Raw genomic sequence first — 25,506 nt, 5'->3', positions numbered from 1 at the left:
CTATCTCTCTTTTCCAAAAACACTACATATACGTTATTGTTTAAACCTTAACGATGCTTCATTTCCCGTTTCAGCATCCGAATCTGCCCCCGGTGGCTGATTTCATCTTCCAGGACATGAAACCACAGGTAATAATTGTTGTAGGCGACACCGTTTGGCCATGTGTTCTCTTCAAAAAGCCAGGTTTCGTCCTTCAACTTAAGTTGTTTCAATGTATCTTTTCGAACTTCCGCCAATTCTTCCAGGTAGTATTCCACTGGCTGATCCTTAATATCACGCCGCCCCTCGTCCCCAAGATCGACTGCAGATCCCCAGTACGCCATTTCCTCTTCAGTAAAATCACGTTTCTCGAACGATATCACCTGATGCACTTTTTCTATTGCAGCGATATGCATCAGCAGCGCACCGATTGAGTTGCTGTGGCGCGTCTGTAAATGGTCCAGTTCCTTTTGGTTCAATCCACCGATTTCCCAAAGCGTAACGGCGCGTGCGTGTTCAAGCATTGATACCAGTTCGCCAATTTTGTCCGGATAGCCTTTCGGCGCTTTGATGACATAATCGATCATCTAATTCAGCTCCTTTTTGTAATAAATCAATGTGGCCCGTTCATTAATCTTTTGCTCCTTGCCGGTCCGCTGATATCCAAGCTTTTCATACAAACAGCAATTCCCCGTTTCTTCAGCGAGCGTCGAAAGTTCCCACACTTTGTCGTCGGCAAATTTCTGCTCCCCCATCAACATGGCTGTTTGCGCGATGCCTTTCCTTTGATGGCCTGGTCCAATGAAAATCGGGCTGATCCACAAGCTGCCATTTATTTCTTTGCGTACAATGTTAATGGCGCCGGCCAGTTCTTCATCAGCCAGTATCATATAATAATGGCTGTTCGGATTTTTTATTCGGGTGATTGTTTTGTCCAGCGGCTCTGTTGCAGGGCTGGTACCGTGATCCCTGTATTTTTTTAACAAGGGCGCAAACGCAGACAATTGCAATTCGTGTATAGCTGCAGCATCTGATTCTATTGCCTCCTGCAATGTAATTCTCATCTGTCCCGCCTCATTTGCTTCAGTCTTTTTCCACCATCGTCAAAAACCCGGCAAAGTCCGTTTTGAATTCAGCTTCTTTTTTGAATCCGAACTTTTCGTAAAGGCGGATAGCGCGTTTATTGAATGTGGCCACCGTCAGCCGCAGCGGCTTATCGGGTTGCTGATCGAGAATCTCCCGCTTTATATAAGTGAAAAATTCGCTTCCCAATCCGTGTCCGGTCTCAGCCGGCTTCATCCCGAGACCAAAGTCGATATAACCCGCCGGATACACGCCTATTATTCTGCCGGCAGGTACCTGCGCAGAATTGCCCGTGCAATAAAATCCGAAAAGCTCCCCTTCTTCATTGCGGACTGCCCGGTATGTACCATCGAGGATTTCACTCATCGATTCGTCGTTCACCGTATTATTATAGAAATCGTATGGATAGGGATAACGCCAATTCAAGATTTCTGTGGCGATTTTTCCTGTCATTGGTTCTGAAGTGAATTTCATGTTTGCACCTTCTTTTTAGTATGTATCTTTAGCGCCCAGATATTCTATTTCCAGCTCCTCCTCATTCCCCGGTGACACGAAATACGCTTTTGCATCCGGCCGAGAACTGACAATCCGCTTTATTTCCCCGTCAATATAGTGAATGGCGGCTCCGTCGTCTGCGGCAATTCCCGGCTGCAGTGTGCCATCGTCCACCAGCTTCCGGTACGTCGGCCTTCTTTCAGCCTCGCCGTCGTAATGCGGACAATTGCTGCCACTTAGGAAGCCGAGCGCTTTCAACGGTTCGAGCTTATCGCCATAAGAATCCGTCACGCCTTCCTCGAACCAGCAAATTGAACCCGCGCTGATGCCGGCCAATACAATTCCCTGGTCCAGCGCCTTGCGGAAGATTTCGTCCAGCCCCCACTCTCTCCATAGCGCCAGCAGGTTTTTCGTATTTCCACCACCTACATAGATAATGTCCTTATCCAGCACATAACTTTCAAGGTCTCTCACTGGCGGTATAAATAAAGACAGATGGCTCGGCTCACAATTTTCTCCATTGAAGAAGTTATAGAAATTCTGAATCATGCTTTCAGCATCGCCGCTTGCCGTTCCAACGTAGCAGATTTTCGGTTTGTCTTTTCCTGCCTGCTCGAGGATATAGCGGTCCAATAACGGATTTTCCTGTTCCATCAGGAAACCGCCTCCGCCCATCGTGATAATTTGTTTCATAAGGGTTCGCTCCTTCGTTTTCAGTTGGCTTTTCTATTGAGTTTTTGCGAGTTGGGCGTATTTTGGTGGAAGTTGGGCGTATTTCGGCTAAAGTTGGGCGTATTCCATTCGAAGTTGGGCGTATTTGGACCAGAGTTGGGCATATTCCTGGAATTGCCGATTTCAAAAACTGCAGCTTCAGGTTAAAGTCTATTCTGCTGTCACTTCAATTTTTACTGTGTCCAGACCGAGACGTTCTTTTAATTCTTCGGTAATTTCGAGGCTAATGGATTCGCCGCTCTTTAGATCGTGGTAAATATAAAGGCCAGCAGTAACGATTGTGCCGTCCAGCCCTGAAAGTTCCGAGGGTTCCGGCTTCATACTGACAATATGATCCAAGTAATCCCCGCTGATCTTCGCCGCTTCAAATTGCTCGTAGGGCAGGACAAGGTAAGGCGGCTGTCGTTGCGCCAATGTTATTTCAACGGCCCCGCCAGCTGTTTCCACTTTGCCGTCAGCGTCCACTGGCTGGCCGTCGACTGCTAATTCATATTCCCAGAGATCTTGGGCGAATTCCTCTTTTTCTTCTTTACTCATTTGATCGATCAACCCTTTGGCCAAGCCGAGATAATATTCGGTTTCGTCAGCGCTAGTTTTGGCTTCAAGATTCAATTCGAGCTCTTCCAACGCTCCTTGCAACTCTGCTTTCTCTTGCTGCAATTCAGTTATCTCCAACTTCTGTTCTTTCAGCAGTTTCGCGGATGCTTCCGCTTCTTTATTGTTTTCCGCCTCTGTCTCTTCACTGCATCCTGAAAGCAAAAAACCAGCACTCAATAGTAAAGCTCCCCATTTAAGATTTTTCACTTAATCCCTCTTCTCCACCTAAACTTTTATCTTAATGAAATATACTCTAGCCGGGTCTAATTATAGTAAAATTTTACTATTTTATTCTCACTATTACAATGAAATTCGGAACATTTTGACTTGCTTGAAATTACACCGCCCTATTTACTGGCGGATGAGGTAAAATGGATGTATTAAAGATTTGATTCCAATTGCTGATTCTAAAAATGATTTTAGGAGGAATGCGGGTGGATGTGGATACGGTTTTGAATTTATATATTTTCTTTCTTGCCGCTGCAGCTGTCCTGTGTATGGTGATTGCCTGGTTTGTCACTAGAATTTCCGAGAATCTTTTTATCGGTTTTGTCAGCATTTTCATCGCCAGCCTGCTCAGCCTGATGCTGATTTTCGGCTGGTTCCAGTCCATGACTATTGATGCAGAAGAAAATATCCACTGGATTTTCAGCTACGGCCTGGTGCTTCTCCTTTATCCGATCTATCTGTTTACGAATTGGTTCATATTAAAAAGAGCCCGGGGTGTCCGGGCAGAAGAATAGCAATTTCCCGGTTCAGGTGCCGGGATTTTTTTATGCGAATAAATTTTTTTTACTTTGTATGAACTTTTTCGGCATTGCCGTGTCTAATGTGTAACTAGAGAGAAACGAGGTGTTGGCTGTGGACGAAATCGATATTGCCCGAAAAGCGATAAAAGGCGATGAAGAAGCGTTTGTCGCATTGATGCAAATACATAAAGAAGCCTTGCTTCGGACGGCTTTGGCTTTCCTGAAAAACGAGCATGACGCACTTGAAGCCTTGCAGGAAACGACTTACCGGGCATTCAAAAAAATCGGCTCCTTGAAAGAACCTGCCTATGCCAAGACTTGGCTGATCCGCATCACTATTAATTATTGCCAGGATCAATTGAAGAAAGACAAACGTTACGTAAGAGATGGAGAGTCAGCTGACTCAGCAGTATCAGACGACTTGACCCAGCTGGAGTTGCAGGAAGCCTTAAGCACCTTATCAGCCGGTGAACAGCAATTAATTTATATGAAGTACTTTCAGGACGTCAAAATCAAAGACATCGCTGCCCTTGAAAAGATACCGGAAGGCACTGTAAAATCACGGCTCCACAAAACATTGCGGACATTACGAAGCCATTTTGAAGGCAAAGGAGAGATGGACCATGTATGAGAAAGAGGAACAGAAATTGACAGATTTCAAAAATCACCTTGAACAGGTCCCTCTGCCTTTGGAAGCCTCGGATGGCGCGATTATGCAGGGACTTGAAAGGGCAAAGGGTGAAAAGCTGCAGACGCGTGCCAAGCGGAAACGGACGCTTTGGAGTTTGGCGGCTGCGGCGTTGATTATACTGACCTTGGTGACGACGATCCGCGTGTCCCCCGCTTTTGCCAATGCGGTCGCCTCGATTCCGGGTATGGAGAAGTTTGTTGAACTGATCCAAAACGATAAAGGATTACAAGGCGTATTTGAAAACGAATATTACCAGCCGATCGGCGAGTCGCAGACGATTGGCAATGCGACGCTGACGATTGACGGAGTCATTTTGGATGAGTCGGGGATGAATATTTTTTATACGATTGAGTCAGCTGTGGATATGGAGGATATCCTGATTAATCCGATAGCTCTGAAAAACCAAGAGGAGATTTCTCCTGATGGTATTTCTTGGCACCATTCTGATTTTGAAGAAGGTTCACCCAAAATTTTTCAAGATGTCTTAAGTTATAAATTCATAGAGTCAACCAAGTTTAAGAACCTGGATTTCACCCTTGATCTGCAAGTTAAGGTGAATGGCAATGAATTCGATTTCTCCGTACCTTTTACAGTGCCGGAGAATGTGAAGCCAAGTATCGTGTATGAAATGCATGAAGAAGTTGAAGTTGAAGGACAGAAGTTTACAGTGGAAGAAGTAACTATTCATCCGCTTCGGGTTGGAATCCGTCTTACCTTCGATCCGGACAATACGAAAAAGATTCTACAGTTTGAAGACATCCGCCTTGAAGATGAAGATGGCGAAGCTTGGAGTTCCATCGCAAATGGCATCTCTGCAAGCGGAGAGGCTGAGGACGGCGAAATCGTTTATTATCTGCAAAGCAATTATTTCGAAACGCCGGAAAAGCTTCATCTGCGCATCAATAAAATGCAGGCAGTGGATGTCGAAGATTCCTATTTCCTCGTAGATACTGATAAGAATTTATTGCTTCACAGCCCTAAAGATGGCCAATTGGAATTGATTGAATCGAACCGTTCAGGGATTGAAATGATTCTGAAAAGGGAAGATCAACCCGATCACACATATGGAATCGATAAACAGATTACAGATGCAGATGGAGAGTTGCTGGATATACAGTCCTCAGGAATAACTTCGGTATATGAAGGCAAGCAGGATATCAGTATAGACATAAATGACAACGGCTACGCCAACCCAGTGAGAGTTGATCTAGCCGCCTACCCCAACTACATCAACGGAGACGTTAAAATTGAACTGAAAAAATGACAAGCGTACACTAAAGGGCAAGAACCTTCTTGAGGTTCTTGCCTGTTTTATTTCAATAAAAAGCTATTCGAATTCAACTTACAGAAATGGAGTGGATGAAAAATGAGCAAAACGGCTATCATCACCGGTGCCAGCAGCGGCATCGGGCAAGCAGCGGCTAAAGAGTTGGCGAACAAAGGATTTTCCGTCATGCTGGCGGCGCGGCGCGAAGAACGTCTATCGGAATTGAAAAAGGAAATTGAAGACGCGGGCGGACGCGCTGCCTATAAAGTGACAGACGTCACGTCAGCCGAAGAAATGAAAGCATTGGCCGAGGCTACAATTGAGCAGTTCGGACAAATCGATGTCATGCTCAACAACGCGGGCTTGATGCCTTTATCGTTCATGAATAAATTGAAAATCGATGAATGGGACCGCATGGTCGACGTCAACATCAAAGGCGTGCTTTACGGCATCGCGGCTGTTCTTCCGCATATGGAAGAACGGAAAGAAGGCCACATCATCAATGTTTCTTCCGTGGCGGGACATGATGTCACACCGGGGAGCGCGGTTTACAGCGGAACGAAATTTGCCGTGCGTGCGATTACAGAAGGATTGCGTCAGGAGCTGGATCCAGCGATGAACATCCGCGCGACGATCGTGTCACCTGGCGCGGTTACGACTGAACTGGTGGAAACGATCACGGACGAAGATATTTTATCCAGTTTTTCCAGCGGCTTTTCAATGGAATTCTTGCAAGCGGAAGACATTGCGCGCGCCATCGCCTATGCGGTTGAGCAGCCGGCGCATGTCGATGTGAATGAAATTTTGATCCGTCCGAGACAACAGAAGTAAATTTTGTGAGATAGCCCCCTGGAATTTTGAATTCCAGGGGGCTTTTTTGCTGAACGCCGATAAAACTTTTTAATCGCCCGCATTTTCGATTAATCGCCCGCAAATAATTTTAATCGCCCGCATTTCTGTCTAACCGCCCGCAAGCCCTCTGGAATTTTGAATTCCAGGGGCTGTTTTGCTGAACGCGCATAAGTGACAGCTAATCGCGCGTATTTTTTCCTAATCGCGCGTATTAATTTTTAATCGTGCATATTTTTTCTAACCGCGCATAAGATTTTTTAATCGCCCATATTCTCGTCTAATCGCACGCAAGTCGGGGTTAATCGCACGCAAATCATTTTAATCGCACGCAAACTGGTCCTAACCGCACGCATTTCACTCTAATCGCACGCAAACCGCTTTTTCCCGGTTAAACCATTTCCTCAACCCCCACATCCCCTCTCCCAAAACCCCCAAAAACAAAAAAGGAAGCTTTTCGCTAAGCGAAAAGCCTCCCATTTCAATTCCTTAATTACATTTCCAGTGTTCTTTGCGGCTTGCGCACTAAGCACATAATACCCGCAATCAGATAGAAGATACCGGCAATAATACCGAGACCCGTTGTTGTGATTGAGATGATGACTGCAGTGGCGATGAAGATGATTCCGGCGATGACCGGTTTTTTGTTGCCTTTCAGCAAGACCATTGCGACGATGCCAAGAACGATTGCGGCTATGGCTGATATAAGCACTATCCACCCGCCTGCACCAAGCATATCCATCGCCGCTTCGAATTCTTCCATTGAAAAGTCAGTCGACGGATCGCCGGTTCCAGTTGTCAATTCAGTTTCGATCAAGTCTCTGTTGTTCTGCATCCAGAGCATGAATCCTCCAATTGCCGCCATAAATGCATAGCCCAACGCTCCGATAATTCCTAATACGATTTCTGCTGTACGTTTCATTTTTTATTCCTCCTATTTTTTATTCTAAATTAATTCCCTGCTACGTCCCGTTTTGTAAAGGCTGCCCACGCTGCGCCCATGAAGATGGCGAAGTAGACCAGCAGCACGATGATGGAGAAGGTCAACGACATGCCGGGAATCGTCGGCTCCATGCCGTTTGTGTATTGTTCCAGATTCGTGTTTGCGAACAGGATGAATTTCGACCACTCGTATTGCGACAGGAACGCAACAATGGTGTTGCCGGCCATCATCAGGAAGATCGCCAGACCGATTGCCATGCCGCTGCTTCTGAAGATAGCGGAAATCATGAATGCGAAAGTCGCCATCATCACCAGAGTGACGATGCTGAAGCCGTATGATTTCGCGATTTCACCCAGTACGTCATTGTGCACATAATGCGTCATCATGTCCTGCACGACCATCGGATTCAAGCCGTTCAATCCGAATAATAATGCGCCGACAAGCCAGGATGACAGCAATAAGAAGATGAGCAAAGTCAAAGCGAATATCAATACGGACACGTATTTGGACAATAAAATCTTCGTCCGCGAAATTGGGCGGATCAATAGTAATTTAATGGTGCCCCATTTAAATTCGTTTGAAATGATGCCCGCTGCCACGATAATCGTGAACAGGCTGATGACCGAAGTGAGGAAACTGTTTTCAAGCACATATTCCCAGCCGTCATAAGGCTGCGGCTTGATGTTGTTTTCGAGATGGTAATTGTTTTCGGCAATAATCATGTCATTCATGAAGCCGCCAAATTCTTCGTCCTGCATTTCGGCAGTCAGTTGTGCATTTTCAGCCTGCAGTTCCGTCTGCCAATTGTCGCCGTACTCCTTAAAGTCCGATTCGGTTCCGAAAAATTTTGTAATAAGTCCGCCGCCGATGGCAATGACGAGGAGCACCGCAAACATGACCCACGTACCTTTTTTCGCATACAGTTTGATCTGTTCATTCCAGATCAGCTTCATGAAATTACTCAATGCTATTCTCTCCAATCAGGTCAAAGAATTTATCTTCCAGCGTCGCCTGCAGGACACGCACCCCGTAAATGCTGATGCCTTGTTCCATCAGGTTTTTCAGGATCTGTGGAATCTCTTCACGTTTGACCGACATGGAAAGTTCCTTGCTGCCCACACCTACCGCATTCGGAAGATGGGTATCGAGATACGTCTTGGCCGTTTCCATCGGCTCGACTTCGATGTAGACTTCTTTCAGCGCTTCTTCGTTCTCAACGGTCCGCACTTCTTCGATGGCAATCAATTCACCGTTCTTGATGACGCCGATCCGGTCACACATCAATTCGATCTCCGTCAATAAGTGGCTGGATACGATAACCGCCACATTTTCCTTTTCCGCAAGATTGCGTATGTATTTCCGGATTTCACGGATTCCTGATGGATCCAGCCCGTTTGTCGGCTCATCCAATATTAAAATCGATGGTCCATGCAATAAAGCCTGGGCGATTCCAAGGCGCTGGCGCATGCCAAGTGAATAGCGGCCCGTTTTTTCGTGTATCGCTTTTTCCAGTCCGACCAGAGAAACTACTTCTTTGATCCGTTCGTCCGTTACGCCTTCGACCATCCGCGCATATTGCTTCAGATTCTTCCAGCCACTGAGGAATGGATACATCTCGGGATTTTCAACGATAGCGCCGACATGCTGGATCGCTCCTTTGAAATCCGTTTTGATGCTTTTTCCTTCAATCAGCACATCACCTTCTGTGATGTCGATCAATCCGACCATCATCCGGATCGTAGTCGTCTTCCCTGCTCCGTTCGGCCCTAAAAACCCGAACACTTCCCCTGCTCTGATTTCAAAATCCAGGCCTTTGATAATCGGCTTACTGCCAATTGTCTTTTTCAAATTCACCAATTGCATTGCCGGCTTCGACATGACGCGCACCTCCGTATTTTACTTTCCACTCCTCTTTCTACGACTCAACAGGAAGAAGGTTCCCAAAAATGGTAATTCCCATAAAAAGTTATTTATTTCAGGAAAATTTAAGATTTTTCGTTTCGACAATACGGGAAATTAAATAGCACATCTCTGACGTCAGAGATGTGCTTTTGTATGGCAATTATTTCCGAGTTAATTATCCCTGGTGCTGCGGCCGCTTATTTTCCGGCTTTTTGAACCAGTGCCGCAAGCCTTTTCCCGCATACGGTTCATCGTTATAACGCGGGATGATATGAAAATGGCTGTGCAGAATCGACTGGTTCGACGCTTCGCCGACATTCCAGCCGAGCGTGAAGCCATCCGGCGAATACTTTTGCTTCAGATATTCCTGCGCCTGCTGCATCAAGTCGTAAGTATCGTTCCACTCTTCTTTCGTCAGTTCAAACGTATTCACGCGGTGGTTCTTCGGAATGATGATACCAGATCCTTCCAGCACACCTTGATGGCGGTCATGCTGCAAAAAGTAACACGTATCATTTTCAAGGATGATATGCTGTTCCGGATCCTCTGCAAAATTGCAGTATGGGCAATCCTCTTTATAACTCATTGTTTTCTCCCCTATCTCTTTTTCAATGAAGCATTTGCCTGGCCGCCGTGGAATATGCGCAGGATGAAATCGCGCTCCGGCACCTGCAATTTATCGTACGCTTCGAGAAACGCTTTATTGTCATAAACGGCCGATTTTATTTCCACTTCAAAGCCCTCTTCTTTCGCTTCGATGATGGCGTAAGGTGCTTCCGGTTTATCGTTGCAGCCGAGAGCGCCGGGGTTCAGGTAAATCGTACGATTATTATGGAAGAAATGCTGCGGATGGTGATGGCCAAAGCAAATCAGGCTTTCATCGTGGCCGCTGAACATCTTTTCAGCGTTGCCAAGATTCGGCTCGACAATCTGTGAAAACGGATCTTCGCTGATCGGCACTTCCGTTTTTCGATCTTCCATATGATAATGCGTGAAAAGCACCCGGTGCCCGCTGAATTCTTCACGGATGACTCGCGGCAATTTCTCGAGCTTCGCAATAAAATCTTTGTCCATACCATCGGCAATCCATTGATGATGAGCGAGAACATGAAGATGGCTTCTTGGATATTCCCTGCCTGCCGCCAGTGCCAGCACGGCTTCATCGTGATTGCCGGTAATCATCGATACATCATTCCGGCCGAATAGGATACGCAGCACCTCGTTCGTTTCGTGGCCGATCGCAATCATATCCCCCAAACAATAAATATGGCTGACCTCACCAGCAGCATCGATTTCAGCAAGCACCGCTTCCAAAGCGCCGACGTTGCCGTGGACATCCGTTATCACTGCAAATTTCATGGCTGGATTCCTCCATTTTTCATTTCTTCAATACTATTGCGAAACGTCAGTGTTTGATTTCGACAGAATAATCACACCGCCGCAATGCGATACAGGATGGAATTCGCTGTTACAAATATGGCTGATCGCTTTTTCAAATTCATCGTAAGCAAAATAAAACTCGTCTTCGTCCCAATACTTGATGCTTTCCAATCGGCATTTTGCCAGATCTTCTCGCGTACGGAACGCGATATCGCCAATATAGATTTTGCCGTCCGGCTTCAAGCGCGCCAACAGGGTTTCGATAAATACTGTTTTCTCTGCATCCGTCAAATGGTGCAGCGCATAAGTGCTGATAATCGTATCGTAATGGCTGCTGGCAATCGGTTCAGGCAAGCCTTCTGTGATATCCGCCTGCAAAAGCCGCGCTTTCGGCATCTTCTGCTGCGCGATAGTGATCATTTCTTCCGAAAAATCGATGCCATCGATGTGGTGGCCGTTCTCACACAGTTTTGCCGCCAATATGCCTGTGCCAAAACCGATGTCGAGCACATTCGATTGTTCTTTTTGCATTGCTTCATTAAAAATTAGATTCAATATTTCCTTATACCCCGCAAACGGATACTCATTGTTTTCTTCGCTCAATTGAACGGTGCGGTCGTAATCGTTTGCCCATAAATCAAAGCCTTGCTTATTTAACATGTATGTATTCCTCCGTTTATCTTGATTACCTAAATTTTAACATAGCGCGGGTGGAGACAGTTATACGCATACCGCTCAGCCCTCTTCCCCCAGCCACGTCTCAACGGATTCCAAAAACCCTTCTTCTCCCCAGTCGAGTATCGCCTTCAGTTCACCCATCTCTTCAACTTTACTTTGAAAGAAATTATTTCCCAGGAAATATACGAGCCGTTCATAGCCAAAACGCTTGCCGCCGTTGATGGAAAACCATTCCCTGAATAATTCCGTTGAATCGAGTGTACTGTAATCTTCCGCAAATGCCTGTTTTATTTCAGCGGTATTTTGGACAGCAAAATCAAGCCAACCGCTGCCTTCACCGTTGAATGAATAATAAAGGGCCGCGTCCAGACCGGCTGCCGTCTTTCTGGAAAAATGTGTGGCAACACCTTCCTGATAAATCCAAGTCAGCGGATGGGTCCAGTTGATCCTGCTCCAGTCAATGCCCGCCCTGTCAGAAATAATGTGATGGGCCGCATGGCCGAACTCATGCGCTGCGATAACCCGCAGATGGGCCGGCTCCGGCGACAGTTTTTCAAGCGCGAAGCTGATATTCGGGATAAACGCCCGATATGTATACGCATTGGAACCAAAGCCCCCGACAAGCAGATTCACATCAATCGGGAACGTGATGCCGTAAAGCCGTTCGTAAGCTGTAGCGGTTTCTTCTATTAAAGCAGGCAGCCTCCACCGGGCCGCTTCGATTCCCTCCATCGCTTCCGTGTATTTGCTGATCGACTGCTGATGACGTTCTTCCGTGTCCTTGCAGTGATACGCGAAATACTCTGCGAAAATTTCCGGGTATTCGTTATAATAACTTCTTAAAAATGCAGTTGTGCCTTCGTAATTCTTCAGGAAATAACCTGCCGTGTCGACGATTTTCACCATTTGATCCCCCCCCCTTGTCCTATAATTTTCTGACTGATTCCTTCAGCGCATCTTCCTGCACGCCGTCCCATCGCTTATGTACTTCAAATGTGCCTTCTTCGAAAAATAACGGAAAGCGCTCACGGAACCACCCTTGCATCGGCAGCTCCAGCGCTTCTGCCACCGGCACCCATTTCAACTTTCCTTCCGGCGGATTCTCCAGCAGCTCGCCTTCGAATTCCATCGCTGTGTAATTGAAAACCATGTAACGTGAATTCTCGCTGAGATCGGTAAATTCATCCAATCCTTTATAAATCAGCTTTGTAACGGTCAGTCCCGTTTCTTCTTTTACTTCACGGATTGCGCCTTCGGCAATCGATTCCGGATAATCCACTTTTCCGCCGGCTCCGATATATCCCGGAAACCCTTTTTCCGGCGGCCGCTCAATCAGCAGCACTTTATCGCCGTCGAGCACGAGGCACATCGTCATCAAAGTTATTTTTGGACCTTCAGCCATTGCCATTCGCCCCCAGCGCTTTCCACTCCGGTTCAAGCATTGAAAAAATCAACGCGTCATGCGACGTGCCCCGCTGGAATAAATAACCGCGCAAGACCCCTTCTTGTTTAAAGCCAAGCTTTGTCAGCATGTTGTTCGAAGCATCGTTTGCAGGATACGTGACAGCGCCCATCCGGTAGAGACCCAATTCTTCGAACGAATAACGAAGCACTTCAAGCACCGCTTCTTTTGCCAGCCCTCTGCGCCAGAAATCCGGATGCACCTCATAACCGACTTCCGATTTTTTTGAGCCCAGATTTAAATTATTCAATCCGATTGTGCCAATAAATTCGCCCGTCTCTTTCATTTCCAGCCCCCAGCGGTAACTGCGCTGTGCTTCAAAGCCGACTTGAAATGCCGACACCATTTTCTCCGCAATATGGCGGTCTTGCAGACTGTCCATTCCGTAGTACTCCGTTACTTCATCCATGGATAAAATGCCGAACAGCGCATCGATATGCTCCGGACCGATTTGAATCAGGCGAAGCCTTGGTGTTTCCAATACTGGAAATATCATTTCCATTCCTCCTTGTGGATTGCATATACGTATGCGACTCTGCCGGATATCAAACTTTTTTTCTCCAATTTCATACCGCAATTTTCAGCAACCCGCTGTGATGCTTTATTGTCTGGATGGATCAGTGATACGGCACGCTCTTTGCCGAGCACGTCGAACGCGTAATCCCGCAAAGCTTTTGCCGCTTCCGTCGCATAACCCTTAGACCAATAATTCTTGGCGATCCAATAACCGATTTCCCATTCATCAGCCCCGTCCACTTTTTGCGGGATGAGTCCGGCATGGCCAATAGGTTCACCGTCGATTTTCCGCTCCAGCAATAATAGCCCCGTTTTCGGATCTTCCTTATAGCCCTGATAAACCCAGTAAAGAAAACGCAGCGCTCCGTCTTTATCCCGCGTCTCTCCGTTTCCGACATACTTCACCATTTTCGGATCCGCTGCCATCCCGTGCAAAAACGGAAAATCCCCATCCACATAACGGCGAAAAACTAAACGGTCAGACTCGATTTTCACATCTTCCACCTCTTATCGCCGCTTTTTTGATGCTGCGGCTACTTCCACTTTCGGCCATTTCTCCGCCCATTTTTTCGACTCAAGCCTCTTACGATAAACGTTCATGAGACGATCATCTTTTTCAAAAGCTGGTGTTGGGCAAACTTTCATCCCAATTAAATCATCCAATCCGTGCGGCGCCGCCAATTCCAAGTTACTCTTTTCATCCAGCTTTACGCCCAATGCGGTCGCTGTTTCGGGAAACTGCGAAATGGCATCAACCGAGGATCCGTAAGGCGGCAGGTCGTTGACTTCGTGCATTCTTGCCTGATTCTTTACAGACCACGGCAAGCCCGGTATTAACCGATTCAATTGATGTTCATATTCTTTCTCCAGTTCTTCATCCAAATCATTTTCATCATAATAAATGACGTCGATATCGCCCAAAGGGGTTCTTTCTGCGTATTCATGAAGATAATCCCACACTTTGGATCGTACAAAGCCCGCGCACACCCACCAATCGGGCAATTGCAGCGACTCGGCTGAGCGCAGCACCTCCATCATCCATTCGTCTTCTTCAATCTCTTTTAGAATGTCGTCTCTATTTTTCATCCAGCATCTCCCGCTTCAGCAATTGTTCCTATTCTTTAACCGTCTTCCGGATTGATAATGGCCATGACGACGTGATCCTGCCATCTGCCGTTGATCTGCACATTTTTGCGGGCAAGACCTTCCCGTTCGAAACCTGCTTTTTCAAGCGCCCGGATAGAAGGTGCATTATGAGGCATGACGCCGGCTTCAACCCGGTGAAGGCCGAGTTCCCGAAAAGCGTAATCCACAGCGAGTCGAATCGCTTCCGTCGCATAGCCTCTGCCATTGTATTTTTTATCTACAACGTAACCGATCATGCTGCTTTGCAGTGGCCCGCGGAAAATCCGGAAAAGGTTGATCGTGCCCACTAAGTGACCGGTCTCATTCTCCACAATCGCAAAATTATATTCACGGCCAGCTTCGCGGTTTTCTGTGCTTTGCTCAATCACTTCTTTTTGCATCAATAAAGTATAGAAGTCTTCGCCGGCAATGACGGAGAATTCTTTGAAGAATTCTTTATTATCCAATTCCATCTGCAACTTCGCTTGGGCGTCTTTCAGCTTCAAAAAACGGATATGAACTTTTTCTCCCTGCATCTTACCGTCTCCTCTTCCATATCAATTCGGACAAAATCGTGCTAAAAGAACAAAAAGATGTTTCACGTGAAACATTATTTATTCCTCATACGTTTTTCGGAATCCATAAAAAGCGCGAAACTTTTTCGCTTCATAATAAGATCTGGACGTAGTGCTGGCGAGCAGTTCCATCCGCGTTTCCGGATGTAAGTCATGGACATACTGCATCAATTTATCGCCAATCCCGCTGCCGCGCCTGCTTTTCTCTATAATTAATTCGCAGACATAAAGCGTCACCGCTCCGTCCGTCAGCGCACGGAGACAGCCGACCAATTGACCATCCTGTTCCGCCACTGCCGCCAGATTCGACCCTTGCCATGCCGCTTTGGTCTGCTGATGCTTCGCCACCAGATTACTCCAGCCTTCCTGCTCATTCAATTGATGAATTGCCGGAAAATCCGTTTCTTCATATGGACGGATTGTCAGCACTTGCTGTTCTTGCATATTGTGATTCCTGCCTTTCATAAACTGAGTTCATTAGTCATGCTGCCATGTATTTTTTTATTCGAATTCATCTGTATTTTAGAATAAAGGAATATCCGGGAACAGGAAGCTGCCTAAACTTAAAGTAAACAAGATGACCAGAGGGAATTCGAGAAGTGTGAAAAGGTATTCCCTCGGATTCTCTGCATATTTCCGCTCCATGTATGCCCGGTAGAGAGTACTGATCAACGCAACAATGACTGTAGCGTATATGGGGTACAATTCATTTTTTCCGTATCCATAAATCGCAGCTGCCCCTACTCCAATTGCGCCCGCTATACCTATATAAATTTCAATTTTTCTATGCCGGTCATTCACATAACTGGCTTTCAGAAATCTGCGCTTCTCCACGCCTACAATTTTTCTTAGGAACAGATTCACCAGAAACAGGATTGCGAACATTCCCCCGATGAATAAAATCATTTTCAGGGCAAAATTGTCTGGTATCAGGGGGCCAGCATACTCTCTGTAAACATCAAACATGAAGTTCATCCTCAACTTCAGGCTTGGATCTGAGCAATAACACAAACGAAAGCAGGCAAGTCATTAACAAGCCGCTGCCTAAAAGAATTCCTCCGAGGACCAGAAATTGGTTGATGCCGGCTTCGTAAATCATATTGTACTGAACTGTATCCATCATTCCACCATTTCCAGTTATTTCTGAAGCAGCCAGTGACCCTCCTCTTGATCCGCTATTAAAAATCATCAGCAATCCGATGATGATGCTGATACCTGAAATTGCATAAGTGAAAGTAAGATAGTTTTTATTCACCCAATCATCCTCTCCATCGATTTTTAACCACTGAATTCCGCTGCCGCACGTCCAGCGACTCTGCCGGAAAACAGGCAGCCGCCGAGAAAAGTCCCTTCAAGTGAACGGTAGCCATGCACTCCGCCGCCGCCAAAACCGGCAACTTCTCCTGCGGCATATAAACCAGAAATCGGCTGACCGGCATCATTAAGAACACGCGCGGACAAGTCTGTCTGCAGGCCTCCGAGCGTTTTGCGGCTGACGATATTCAGGCGTACCGCGATGAGCGGACCATTTTTCGGATCCAATATTTTATGCGGTGACGCGACGCGGATCAAACGGTCGCCTCTGTAATTCCGGGCTCCGCGCATCGCCGTCACCTGCAGATCTTTCGTAAATGTATTGTCCAGCTGGCGATCACGGGCAACGATTTGCCGTTCGATTTCATTCAAATCCACCAGATTTTCGCCAGTCAGCTTATTCATCCCGGCCACCAGATCAGGCAGATTATCCGCGACAATAAAATCTTCGCCTTTATCCATGAAAGCCTGAACCGGTGCTGTTGCGCCTTTTTTCACCCGTGACAGTACCTGCGGGATACTTTTTCCTGTCAGATCTGGATTCTGCTCAGAGCCTGACAGCGCAAATTCCTTTTCGATGATTTTTTGCGTGAGAATAAACCAGGAATAGCTGTAGCCCGTTTTTTGAATGGTTTCGAGTGTCCCCAGCGTATCGAAGCCTGGGAAGTTCGGCGCCGGGAAGCGTTTGCCTGTTGCATCAAACCATAGCGAAGACGGTCCCGGAAGAATGCGGATGCCGTGGCGCCTCCACACCGGATTCCAGTTTTTGATGCCTTCCGTGTAATGCCACATGCGGTCGCGGTTAACGAGGCGACCGCCCGCCAGTTCTGTAATCGCGAGCATCCGGCCATCCACATGTTCCGGCACACCGGATAACATCTCATGCGGCGCTTCGCCGAGCCGCTCCGGCCAATTTTTACGGATCAATTCGTGATTGCCGCCGATGCCGCCGCTCGTGACGACCACGGCTTTGGCGTTGTATGTAAAGTCTCCAATTTTATTGCGCGAACTCACTTCTCCCCTTGCCGCTTCACTCGGTTCCAGAATCGATCCATGGATACCGGTGACCGCAGCTCCTTCTGTCAGCAAGCCGTCCACTTGATGGCGCGGACGATATTCGACGAGACCGTTTTTCATATGCTCGCGGACGCGGCGTTCGAACGGTGCGACAATTCCCGGACCTGTGCCCCACACGATATGGAAACGCGGCACCGAATTGCCGTGGCCTTCGGCGAGGTAGCCGCCCCGCTCCGCCCATCCGACTACAGGGAAAAATTTAACGCCCATTTTGGCAAGCCATTCCCGTTTTTCACCGGCTGCGAAATCGACATACGCTTTCGCCCATTTCAACCCCCAATAATCTTCGTCGCCGGTTCGGTCAAATCCTGCCGCTCCCAGCCAGTCCTGCCAGGCGAGCTCTTTTGAATCCTTGATTCCCATGCGCCGCTGTTCCGGCGAGTCGACCAGGAATAATCCACCAAATGACCACCAGGCCTGTCCACCAAAAGACGCTTCCGGTTCCTGATCCACCAATAACACTTTCCTGCCGGCATCCGCCAACTCCGCTGTTGCCGTCAACCCCGCCAATCCGGCACCCACTACGATCACATCAAACTCCATCCGCGCTTCCCCCTTGACGATGCTGTTTCTGCTATTATCGTATCATTTTGAGTTGGTAAATTATAGTTAATAATTTTTGTTTTCTGACAATAAAGGCGGTGGCGAGTTCGGAAATTTTATACAATATTTTTTTCCAAAGGAGTTGCTTAGATTTCTGTGAGGAGAAATTCTGCTGAACGCGCGCAAGTTGCTCTTAATCGCACGCATTTCGATTTAATCGCGCGCAAACCGGTCTTAATCGCACGCAAATGATTTTAATCGCACGTAAATCCTGCATATTAGAAATCCAGAGATATCTTAAACTAATAAAAGAAAATATTACCAGCGAACCACTCCACTTCCGTTCTAAAATAAAACTACAATTTGAAAAAAACCTTCGCTATCGCGAAGATTTCCCACAACACCGGACCTTTTCCGCCATGCGAAAAACTTCCCCTATCGGCTTTTATTAAATCTCTCTTCTTTTCCTGCTTTAATTGCCAACAAAAAATCCGGCACCCCATCTAACCGGGGCACCGGATTTTATTCGCGTCAGCCCAGGTGTTTCCGCTGGAAGTCGGCGATGCTTGCGTATTCGTCTGTTAACAGGCGTGACAGCCGGATGAAAATCGGCAGCAGTTCCTTGTAGATTTCTGTGCAGTCCGGATCTGGTTCGTGCGTATGTGTGTGGCCGATCATGTCGCCGACGATGCTGAAGTCTTCGATTTCACCGAGCGCGTACATGCCGAGAACGACGGCGCCGAGGCATGAGCTTTCAAAGCTTTCGGGAACGGTGACGGGCTGGCCGAAGACATCGGCCATCAGCTGGCGCCACATTTCCGAACGGGCAAAGCCGCCGGATGCTTTGATCAGTGTCGGTTCGCCGGTCAATTCCTCAACCGCGAGCAGAACGGTATAGAGATTATAGACGATGCCTTCGAGTACGGCCCGGATCATGTGCTGCTTTTCGTGATGGATGCTCAGGCCGAAAAACGAGCCGCGGGCATTGGAATCCCAAAGCGGCGCGCGTTCACCCGTCAAATACGGGTGAAACAGCAGGCCATCGGAACCCGGATTGACGGTTGAAGCGATACGTGTCAGCACGTCATACGGATCGATGCACAGACGCTTGGCCGTTTCGACTTCCGCAGCCGCGAATTCGTCTCGCAGCCAGCGGAGAATGATGCCGCCGTTATTGACCGCTCCCCCGATGACCCAATGGTCGGCGGTAAGCGCGTAACAGAATGTCCGCCCTTTCGGATCGGTCTTCGGCACCGGTGAAACGGTGCGCACGGCTCCGCTCGTACCAATCGTCACCGCGACGACGCCCGGGTCGATGGCACCGACGCCGAGATTGGCGAGTACCCCGTCGCTTGCGCCGATGATGAACGGCACATCTTTTGGAAGCCCCATGAAAGCGGCATACTCTGTCGCCAACCCGCTCAAGAGGTGCGTTGTCGGCACCGGTTTCGGCAACTGGACAGCATCGATTCCAGCGACTTCAAGCGCGCCGCTGTCCCAATCGAGATTCTCGAGATTGAACAGGCCGGTCGCTGAAGCGATGGAATGGTCAACGACATATTTGCCGAATAATTTATGGAACACAAAACTCTTGATGTCCGCGAACATCGCCGATTGACCGAAAATCTCTGGCTTGTCTTCTTTCAGCCAGACGATTTTGGCCAACGGCGACATCGCATGGATCGGCGTGCCGGTGCGCAGGTAAATCGCATGGCCGTCCATTTCTTCTTTGATGCGGGTGGCATGTTTGGCAGCGCGCGAATCCGCCCATGTGATGCTTTCCGTCAATAATTGATCCTCCGCGCCGACCGCAATCAGGCTGTGCATCGCCGAACTGAAGGATACCAATTTCAGCGTTGCCGGATCGATGGCGCTTTTGCGGATTGTTTCCCGCACTGTCCCAAGAACGGCGCGGAAAATTTCTTCAGGATCCTGTTCCGCCGTCAGCGGAGTCGGGGTGTGCAATGGATAGAAAATCGTCTCCGTCGCCAGCACCTGCCCGGCTTTATTGAACAGAACGGCTTTTGTCGAAGTCGTCCCGATGTCCACTCCAAGATAATGTGATGGTTCAGCCATTGGAACCCTCCTCTTCAGATACTCAAATTATACGTGAATAAAATATGGGTTGCCGGTCTAACTGTTTTAAAATATAAAGGTTAAGACAATAAATCAAATAGACGATATTCCGCAAAACAGCTTCGAAAACATTACCTAAGCTTTCGCATAGTCATTGCTCCTGCATCGCTGCGCTGCTTCGTCGCAAAGAGTTGCCCTCGCAAGCGTCGGTCAACTCTTCGCTGTTTTGCTCCATATCTCCAGAGACTTCTCTCAGCGCAGGCGCGCCTATGGAGCAGGCGAATGCCGACGGAGCAAAGACGAGTGCTCTTCTCGGCTTATTGCGGAAGCTAAGGTGCGCCATACGAAGCTGGCGCCTCCTTTGCGACGAGCTGTGCGCAGGAGCATAATCTCTGCACTGTCCTAAGCGACGAAGCGGAATTTTAAACTGATACTTTAATTCAGTTTATATATCCTTTATTTCTTAACCACAGCATGTCCGCCGAATTCGTTGCGCAGTGCTGCGACGACTTTGCCGGTGAACGTGTCTTCTTCCTGTGAACGATGGCGCATCATCAATGACATGGTAATGACCGGTGCAGGCACTTTCAAGTCGAGTGCCGTTTCAACCGTCCACTGGCCTTCGCCGGAAGAGTTCATGACGCCTTTGATGCCGTCGAGGTTGGCGTCTTTTGAAAACGCGTTTTGTGTGAGGCCCATCAAATAAGAGCTGATGATGGAACCGTTGTCCCAAACGCCGGCCACTTCTTCGTAATTGTAGTCGAACTGGCTTTTGCTGAGGATATCGAAACCTTCCGCAATCGCCTGCATCATGCCATATTCGATGCCGTTATGGATCATTTTCAGGAAATGGCCGCTTCCAGCTTTGCCTGTGTAAAGATAGCCGTTTTCAACTGAGACGTCCTTGAATAAGGGTTCGATATCCTTGAATTTCTTTTCGTCTCCGCCAATCATCGAACAGATGCCGTGGCGCGCGCCTTCTGTGCCGCCGCTCGTACCGCAATCGAAGAAATAAAGACCCTGCTCCTGCAGCATTGCCGCACGGCGCAACGTATCTTTGTAATTCGAGTTGCCGCCGTCGATCAAGGTATCGCCTTTTTGCAGCAAGGGCAGTAATTCGCCGATCACTGTTTCTGTGATTTCACCCGCTGGCACCATCAGCCAGATCGTGCGCGGTGCTTTTAAGCTGCTTACCATCTCTTCTATAGAAGAAACCCGCTTAAAGCTATCCTCTTCAAATGTTGCAAAATTATCGTATCCGACCACTTGATGTCCGTGATCCGCTAAATTCAAGGCCAGGTTCAAGCCCATTTTTCCTAATCCAATCAAACCAATTTCCATTTTAATTGCCCCTCGCAGAAAATTTTTCCGTAGTGGTTTTATTATATCAAATTTTTTTCCTTACACAAGGGAAGTGTAGTATAATGTCAGTATGAAACGTGTCAGAAATGAGGAATTGACTTATGAAAGAACAAAAATTTGCGCAGGCAGCCATCCGCGGCAATTATTCACAGTTCAGCGACAAAGAAAAGAAAATCGCTGATTTCGTATTGAATGATCCGCGCAATATCATCCATTTGACGATCAACCAAATAGCAGACGAATTAAACATCGCGGAGTCCACCATCTTCCGCTTCTGCCAGCGCCTCGGCTTTAAAGGTTTTCAAGCTTTTAAAATCTCCCTGGCTTCCGAAGTGGTGACGCCGCTGAAAGATATCCACGAACAGATCGAAGAAGGCGACGAAGTCAAAACGGTCGCCGAGAAAGTTTTCCGTTCCAATATCAAAACATTGGAAGCGACATTGCAGATCATGGACGGCGAAACAATCGAGCAGGCCGTCACGACGATCATGAACGCCCGTAAAGTTGAGTTTTTCGGAAACGGCGGATCGGCAAGCGTTGCGATGGACGGCTACCATAAATTCATCCGGCTCGGCTTGCCGGTGGCCATGAATCTCGACGCGCACGTCCAGGTGATGTCCGCATCCCAAATGAATGAACAGGATGCCGCCATTGTCATTTCCCACTCCGGCTCGACGACCGATATTTTGGATGTATTGCGTGTCCTGAAAAGTAAAGGGGTCACCATCATTTGCCTGACGAATTTCGCGAAGTCGCCGTTGACGAAGGAATCGGATATCTGCCTTTATACGGTTTCCGAAGAAACCGATTTCCGGTCGGAAGCGTTGTCTTCCCGTATCGCCCAGCTGAGTTTGATCGATGCGCTTTATACCAACCTGATGATTGCACGAAGTGATGCCGGCAAACAATCGCTGCAGGATATGCGCGAAGCGATGTCACATAAACGTTTATAAGAGAAGAGACCTGCCGTTGTGGCAGGTCTCTTTTTAATTTTGCGATCATACGGCGGTTTCACTCCGTGTTTTATTCGCAGCAAGCTGCTCTTTGCTGATACAGACGGATAGACCGATGCTGACACCGAGTATCATCAAAGAACCGGTGATAATTACCGGGCGGATGGCCAGCAGTTCGGCAGCCACGGCAAAGCAGAGCGTAAGGAGGATGACGAAAATCGCTTCAGCCATTCCGTAGATGCTGCCGATCCGGCCCATCATGGCGACGGGAATGTTGTCCTGATAAAAAGTCTGAAATCCGGTATTGGCAAATGCGAGCGCAAACGCCAGGACAAAGAAGCCGATTGCGGCGCCTGTGAAATCCCCTGAAAAAGCATAGATCAGATAGCCGGCGGATACGATTATCGCACCTCCTCCCATCAAAAATGGAACTGTCAGCCGGTTTCCGAGTCCAGCGGCGACGAGCGATCCGGCCGCGATTCCGGCACCGGCGACACTGACAAGAAAGCCGTATTGCTGTTCGCTCAACCCGAGCACCAGAATCGAAAAAGAAGCTTCAAGTGAATCGAGCGCTGTCGCCAGCACTGTCACCGCACTGAACGTCAGATAGATTACTGCAATATAACGGTTCCTGCGGCTGAAAGCGAGCACCGCGGCCAAATCGCTGCGAATCAATTTCAGATTCAATGGCTCTTCGGCGTTGCCGGTTTTATTGCCATCGAGATTTGGCAGAATGACGGTCAGCATAGCCGCAAAAAATAAAGCTGCGGCGTTGGTATAGAGAGCGAAATCGGCACTTGCGACAGCGAGCAAAGTGCCGGCTACAGCGGGACCCAGCAGAAAAGCGCCGGAACCGACAAGGCTCCGAAAAGCGTTAAAGCGCTGACGCTGCGAAGGTTTCAGCAGCAAAGTCACATAAGCCATCGACGTCGGCGCGAACATCGAGCTGGCAATGCCGAGCACAAAAACTGCGGCGTAGATGAAGGCCAATGAATCGAACAGCGGCAGCAGCAGAATGAGCGCTGCGCGTGCCAGGTCGAGCAGGATCAGCAGCTTGCGCTTATTCAGCCGGTCGATCAGGCTGCCGGCCCACATATTCGTGAAAACCGCGGCGAGCGGAACCGTCATATAGAGGCCGGCTACCGCCAAAGCCGAGTTATCCGCCAGCGCCAGCACTTTGAGATTCAGGGCGATCAGGTAAATCCATGCCCCGATATTCGAAATGCCGACTGCCGCCAATAAAATCAGCGGATCTTTCCAATCAGATAGTTTCGCCATAAAAAAACCGCCTCCAAGACAATTTGTCTTGGAGGCGGTTCGGGTTCGCGGTGCCACTCCAGTTCACCGGCATGTCGCCATGCCAGTCTCATTAAGTACGGCAGGACGCGCCTGCTTATACTTTTGCCCGGTAACAGGAGCTCCTGTCACGCCACCCCCATTCGCTGGTTCCGGCGCGCTGCTCAGAGTTTTGTTTCAGCCGTCCGCCCTTCCCCTTTTCCAGCTGCCAGGGGTCTCTTGTGAAAGGTTGGGATCTGCCTACTCTTCTCTTCTTCGCATTTGGTTTTCAATAGGATAACATTGGGCACTAATAGTGTATAGGGTAAATTTTTGATAAAAAAATACACACTTATCTACAGTTTTTGTTTTGAGTGAAGTTTCTATAGATATGGAGCAAAACAGCGGAAGTAAAGCGTGCTCCTGCATCGCTGCGCTGCTTCGTCGCAAAGACTTAGCCTTGCAAGCTTCGGCTAATGTCTTCGGAGCTGTTTTGTGGAATATCGTTTAGTAAAACCATCCTTTTGAGCAACGGCTTTGACAGCTGCCGACCCTTCATCTACTGTAATGGTTAATTCCAAGTAATTTTGTACGGATTAAACTATATTTCAATAATTTTTTTTGAAGGAGGCAGCATATGAAAGCCGTTTGGAGAAAATATACAGATACATCTTTAATAGTTAAAATCACCATCGCCCTGATCCTTGGAGTGATTGTCGGACTGCTGTTCGGCGAAGACGCTGCGGTGCTGGCGCCGCTCGGCGATCTGCTGCTGAATTTATTGACGTTCCTGATCATCCCGCTGATCTTGTTCACCTTGATGGTCGGCGTCAATCAGAGCCGTCTCGGTGACCTCGGCCGCATGGGCGGAAAGGTATTCCTCTATTATGTTTTAAGTTCGGCGTTCGCCATCATCGTCGGGTTGACCGTCGCAACCCTGTTCCAGCCCGGCACCGGCATGACGCTTCCAGCCGATGAAACTTTTGAAACTCCTGAAAATCCCGGTGTCATCAATGTACTGTTGAATATCGTGCCATCGAATATCTTTACTGCGTTCACTGAAATGAATCTGCTCGGCATCATCTTCACGGCATTCGCGTTCGGGTTGGCGATCGCCTATATGCGCAGCTCAGCGGAATTCGGGGAGCTCGGGGAGCATCTTTATAAAACCGTCAACGGTTTAAATGAGGCGACGATCGTCGTCCTGAAAGTGATTCTGCAATATGTGCCGATCGGCGTTTTCGCCATCATGGCGGAAGTGGTCGGCAGCCAGGGGCTTGATACGCTGCTGTCACTCGGTGAAATGGTGCTCGTGCTGTATGTCGCCATCGCCGTGCAGATTGTGCTCTATACCCTTCTGTTGATTTTGATGAAAATAAAACCGGGCATCTTCTTCCGCCATGCGCGGACGCCGATTCTGACGGCGTTCGTCACGCAAAGCAGCTCCGGCACTTTGCCGCTGACATTGGAAGCGGCACGGGGACTCGGCTTATCGAAAAGTTTGTACGGCTTCAGCCTGCCGCTCGGCGCTACCATCAACATGGATGGAGCCGCCATCCGAATCGCCGTATCCGCCGCTTTTGCCGCCAATTTGACGGGCAATCCCTTATCCTTGCCGGATATGCTGATGGTTGTGCTCGTCGGTACGCTCGCTTCTGTCGGTACAGCCGGTGTGCCAGGCGCTGGAATCGTCATGATCGCCACCGTCTTCGCGCAGCTCGGACTGCCGATGGAAGCTGTCGCATTGCTGACAGCGATTGACGCACTTGTCGGCATGGGCGCAACGATGCTGAACGTAACCGGTGACCTTGTCGGCACGACTGTCATCGATAAAACCGAAAAGAAACGGCAGGCTGCCAAAGCGTAACGCAGCTGCCGTTTTT

General features: G+C 48.4%; 30 protein-coding genes. 6 read left to right on the top strand and 24 right to left on the bottom strand.

Features of this window, described 5'->3' with window-relative positions; genetic code table 11:
* Positions 1-47: 47 nt before the first annotated feature.
* The 5 genes from AC2Q9J_RS04535 to AC2Q9J_RS04515 form a co-directional block, all read right to left on the bottom strand.
* Positions 48-566: a DinB family protein gene (locus AC2Q9J_RS04535; RefSeq protein ID WP_499037583.1), complete on the bottom strand. Its 519-nt coding sequence runs from the start codon at positions 564-566 to the stop codon at positions 48-50.
* Positions 567-1,043 carry a GNAT family N-acetyltransferase gene (locus AC2Q9J_RS04530; RefSeq protein WP_499037581.1) on the bottom strand — a complete coding sequence of 159 codons (477 nt, stop codon included), beginning with the start codon at positions 1,041-1,043 and terminating at the stop codon, positions 567-569.
* Between the two features lie 19 nt (positions 1,044-1,062).
* Positions 1,063-1,536 carry a GNAT family N-acetyltransferase gene (locus AC2Q9J_RS04525; protein ID WP_499037579.1) on the bottom strand — a complete coding sequence of 158 codons (474 nt, stop codon included), beginning with the start codon at positions 1,534-1,536 and terminating at the stop codon, positions 1,063-1,065.
* 15 nt (positions 1,537-1,551) lie between these two features.
* Positions 1,552-2,250, bottom strand: coding sequence for a Type 1 glutamine amidotransferase-like domain-containing protein (locus AC2Q9J_RS04520; protein ID WP_499037578.1), 699 nt, complete (start codon positions 2,248-2,250; stop codon positions 1,552-1,554).
* Positions 2,251-2,439: 189 nt separating this feature from the next.
* A complete protein-coding gene (locus AC2Q9J_RS04515) occupies positions 2,440-3,093 on the bottom strand; it encodes a hypothetical protein (RefSeq protein WP_499037576.1) in 654 nt (217 codons plus the stop codon).
* Positions 3,094-3,320: 227 nt separating this feature from the next.
* Between AC2Q9J_RS04515 and AC2Q9J_RS04510 the strand changes: the two genes are divergently transcribed.
* The 4 genes from AC2Q9J_RS04510 to AC2Q9J_RS04495 all read left to right on the top strand — a co-directional run bounded on the left by AC2Q9J_RS04510 (position 3,321) and on the right by AC2Q9J_RS04495 (position 6,424).
* Complete coding sequence (locus tag AC2Q9J_RS04510) at positions 3,321-3,629, top strand: hypothetical protein (RefSeq protein ID WP_499037574.1); 309 nt, start codon at positions 3,321-3,323, stop codon at positions 3,627-3,629.
* A gap of 118 nt (positions 3,630-3,747) precedes the next feature.
* Positions 3,748-4,266 (top strand): sigma-70 family RNA polymerase sigma factor, encoded by a 519-nt coding sequence (locus AC2Q9J_RS04505; protein ID WP_499037572.1) that lies wholly within the window; start codon positions 3,748-3,750, stop codon positions 4,264-4,266.
* The gene (locus AC2Q9J_RS04500) at positions 4,259-5,590 is read left to right on the top strand and encodes a DUF4179 domain-containing protein (protein WP_499037570.1); all 1,332 of its coding nucleotides are present in this window, start codon (positions 4,259-4,261) and stop codon (positions 5,588-5,590) included. Before AC2Q9J_RS04505 ends, AC2Q9J_RS04500 begins: the two co-directional genes overlap by 8 nt.
* Before the next feature lie 102 nt (positions 5,591-5,692).
* Positions 5,693-6,424 carry an SDR family oxidoreductase gene (locus AC2Q9J_RS04495; RefSeq protein ID WP_499037568.1) on the top strand — a complete coding sequence of 244 codons (732 nt, stop codon included), beginning with the start codon at positions 5,693-5,695 and terminating at the stop codon, positions 6,422-6,424.
* 511 nt (positions 6,425-6,935) lie between these two features.
* On the opposite strand, the gene AC2Q9J_RS04490 is transcribed toward AC2Q9J_RS04495, so the two are convergent.
* From AC2Q9J_RS04490 to gnd, 18 genes are all read right to left on the bottom strand, one after another.
* On the bottom strand, positions 6,936-7,364 hold the full coding sequence (locus AC2Q9J_RS04490; RefSeq protein WP_499037567.1) for a DUF4064 domain-containing protein: 429 nt from the start codon (positions 7,362-7,364) through the stop codon (positions 6,936-6,938).
* 29 nt (positions 7,365-7,393) lie between these two features.
* Complete coding sequence (locus AC2Q9J_RS04485) at positions 7,394-8,350, bottom strand: ABC transporter permease (protein WP_499037566.1); 957 nt, start codon at positions 8,348-8,350, stop codon at positions 7,394-7,396.
* Complete coding sequence (locus AC2Q9J_RS04480; protein ID WP_499037565.1) at positions 8,343-9,263, bottom strand: ABC transporter ATP-binding protein; 921 nt, start codon at positions 9,261-9,263, stop codon at positions 8,343-8,345. Before AC2Q9J_RS04480 ends, AC2Q9J_RS04485 begins: the two co-directional genes overlap by 8 nt.
* A 199-nt stretch (positions 9,264-9,462) precedes the next feature.
* On the bottom strand, positions 9,463-9,873 hold the full coding sequence (locus AC2Q9J_RS04475; RefSeq protein ID WP_499037564.1) for an HIT family protein: 411 nt from the start codon (positions 9,871-9,873) through the stop codon (positions 9,463-9,465).
* A gap of 11 nt (positions 9,874-9,884) precedes the next feature.
* Entirely contained in the window at positions 9,885-10,646 is a 762-nt protein-coding gene (locus tag AC2Q9J_RS04470) for a metallophosphoesterase family protein (protein WP_499037562.1), read from the bottom strand.
* Positions 10,647-10,679: 33 nt separating this feature from the next.
* Positions 10,680-11,327, bottom strand: a complete 648-nt coding sequence (locus AC2Q9J_RS04465) for a class I SAM-dependent methyltransferase (RefSeq protein ID WP_499037561.1) — start codon at positions 11,325-11,327, stop codon at positions 10,680-10,682.
* Between the two features lie 75 nt (positions 11,328-11,402).
* Complete coding sequence (locus tag AC2Q9J_RS04460; protein WP_499037560.1) at positions 11,403-12,251, bottom strand: hypothetical protein; 849 nt, start codon at positions 12,249-12,251, stop codon at positions 11,403-11,405.
* Positions 12,252-12,270: 19 nt separating this feature from the next.
* Entirely contained in the window at positions 12,271-12,747 is a 477-nt protein-coding gene (locus AC2Q9J_RS04455; protein WP_499037558.1) for an 8-oxo-dGTP diphosphatase, read from the bottom strand.
* Positions 12,740-13,303, bottom strand: coding sequence for a GNAT family N-acetyltransferase (locus AC2Q9J_RS04450; RefSeq protein WP_499037557.1), 564 nt, complete (start codon positions 13,301-13,303; stop codon positions 12,740-12,742). The genes AC2Q9J_RS04455 and AC2Q9J_RS04450 overlap by 8 nt, the downstream gene beginning before the upstream one ends.
* Positions 13,300-13,818 carry a GNAT family N-acetyltransferase gene (locus AC2Q9J_RS04445; protein WP_499037556.1) on the bottom strand — a complete coding sequence of 173 codons (519 nt, stop codon included), beginning with the start codon at positions 13,816-13,818 and terminating at the stop codon, positions 13,300-13,302. Before AC2Q9J_RS04445 ends, AC2Q9J_RS04450 begins: the two co-directional genes overlap by 4 nt.
* A 12-nt stretch (positions 13,819-13,830) precedes the next feature.
* Entirely contained in the window at positions 13,831-14,409 is a 579-nt protein-coding gene (locus AC2Q9J_RS04440) for a nucleotidyltransferase family protein (protein WP_499037554.1), read from the bottom strand.
* 35 nt (positions 14,410-14,444) lie between these two features.
* On the bottom strand, positions 14,445-14,984 hold the full coding sequence (locus AC2Q9J_RS04435; protein ID WP_499037552.1) for a GNAT family N-acetyltransferase: 540 nt from the start codon (positions 14,982-14,984) through the stop codon (positions 14,445-14,447).
* Positions 14,985-15,062: 78 nt separating this feature from the next.
* The gene (locus AC2Q9J_RS04430) at positions 15,063-15,467 is read right to left on the bottom strand and encodes a GNAT family N-acetyltransferase (RefSeq protein WP_499037550.1); all 405 of its coding nucleotides are present in this window, start codon (positions 15,465-15,467) and stop codon (positions 15,063-15,065) included.
* 78 nt (positions 15,468-15,545) lie between these two features.
* The gene (locus tag AC2Q9J_RS04425) at positions 15,546-15,989 is read right to left on the bottom strand and encodes a DUF4181 domain-containing protein (RefSeq protein WP_499037548.1); all 444 of its coding nucleotides are present in this window, start codon (positions 15,987-15,989) and stop codon (positions 15,546-15,548) included.
* A complete protein-coding gene (locus AC2Q9J_RS04420) occupies positions 15,982-16,278 on the bottom strand; it encodes a hypothetical protein (RefSeq protein WP_499037547.1) in 297 nt (98 codons plus the stop codon). The genes AC2Q9J_RS04425 and AC2Q9J_RS04420 overlap by 8 nt, the downstream gene beginning before the upstream one ends.
* 23 nt (positions 16,279-16,301) lie before the next feature.
* On the bottom strand, positions 16,302-17,957 hold the full coding sequence (locus AC2Q9J_RS04415) for an FAD-binding dehydrogenase (protein ID WP_499037545.1): 1,656 nt from the start codon (positions 17,955-17,957) through the stop codon (positions 16,302-16,304).
* A 531-nt stretch (positions 17,958-18,488) separates the two neighbouring features.
* Positions 18,489-20,033 (bottom strand): gluconokinase, encoded by a 1,545-nt coding sequence (gntK, locus tag AC2Q9J_RS04410; protein WP_499037543.1) that lies wholly within the window; start codon positions 20,031-20,033, stop codon positions 18,489-18,491.
* A gap of 456 nt (positions 20,034-20,489) precedes the next feature.
* Positions 20,490-21,374, bottom strand: a complete 885-nt coding sequence (gene gnd, locus AC2Q9J_RS04405; protein WP_499037542.1) for a phosphogluconate dehydrogenase (NAD(+)-dependent, decarboxylating) — start codon at positions 21,372-21,374, stop codon at positions 20,490-20,492.
* A 122-nt stretch (positions 21,375-21,496) separates the two neighbouring features.
* Here gnd and AC2Q9J_RS04400 point away from each other — a divergent pair, with 122 nt between their 5' ends.
* Positions 21,497-22,348: a MurR/RpiR family transcriptional regulator gene (locus tag AC2Q9J_RS04400; protein ID WP_499037540.1), complete on the top strand. Its 852-nt coding sequence runs from the start codon at positions 21,497-21,499 to the stop codon at positions 22,346-22,348.
* A gap of 45 nt (positions 22,349-22,393) precedes the next feature.
* Here the strand turns inward: AC2Q9J_RS04400 and AC2Q9J_RS04395 are convergent, their stop codons facing one another.
* Positions 22,394-23,626 (bottom strand): MFS transporter, encoded by a 1,233-nt coding sequence (locus tag AC2Q9J_RS04395; protein ID WP_499037538.1) that lies wholly within the window; start codon positions 23,624-23,626, stop codon positions 22,394-22,396.
* A 634-nt stretch (positions 23,627-24,260) separates the two neighbouring features.
* Here AC2Q9J_RS04395 and AC2Q9J_RS04390 point away from each other — a divergent pair.
* Positions 24,261-25,490: a dicarboxylate/amino acid:cation symporter gene (locus AC2Q9J_RS04390; protein WP_341201022.1), complete on the top strand. Its 1,230-nt coding sequence runs from the start codon at positions 24,261-24,263 to the stop codon at positions 25,488-25,490.
* The last annotated feature ends 16 nt before the right edge of the window (positions 25,491-25,506 follow it).

This window comes from Planococcus sp. RAB007_Raresut, assembly GCF_057369535.1.
This window is presented reverse-complemented; position numbering and strand designations above follow the sequence as displayed.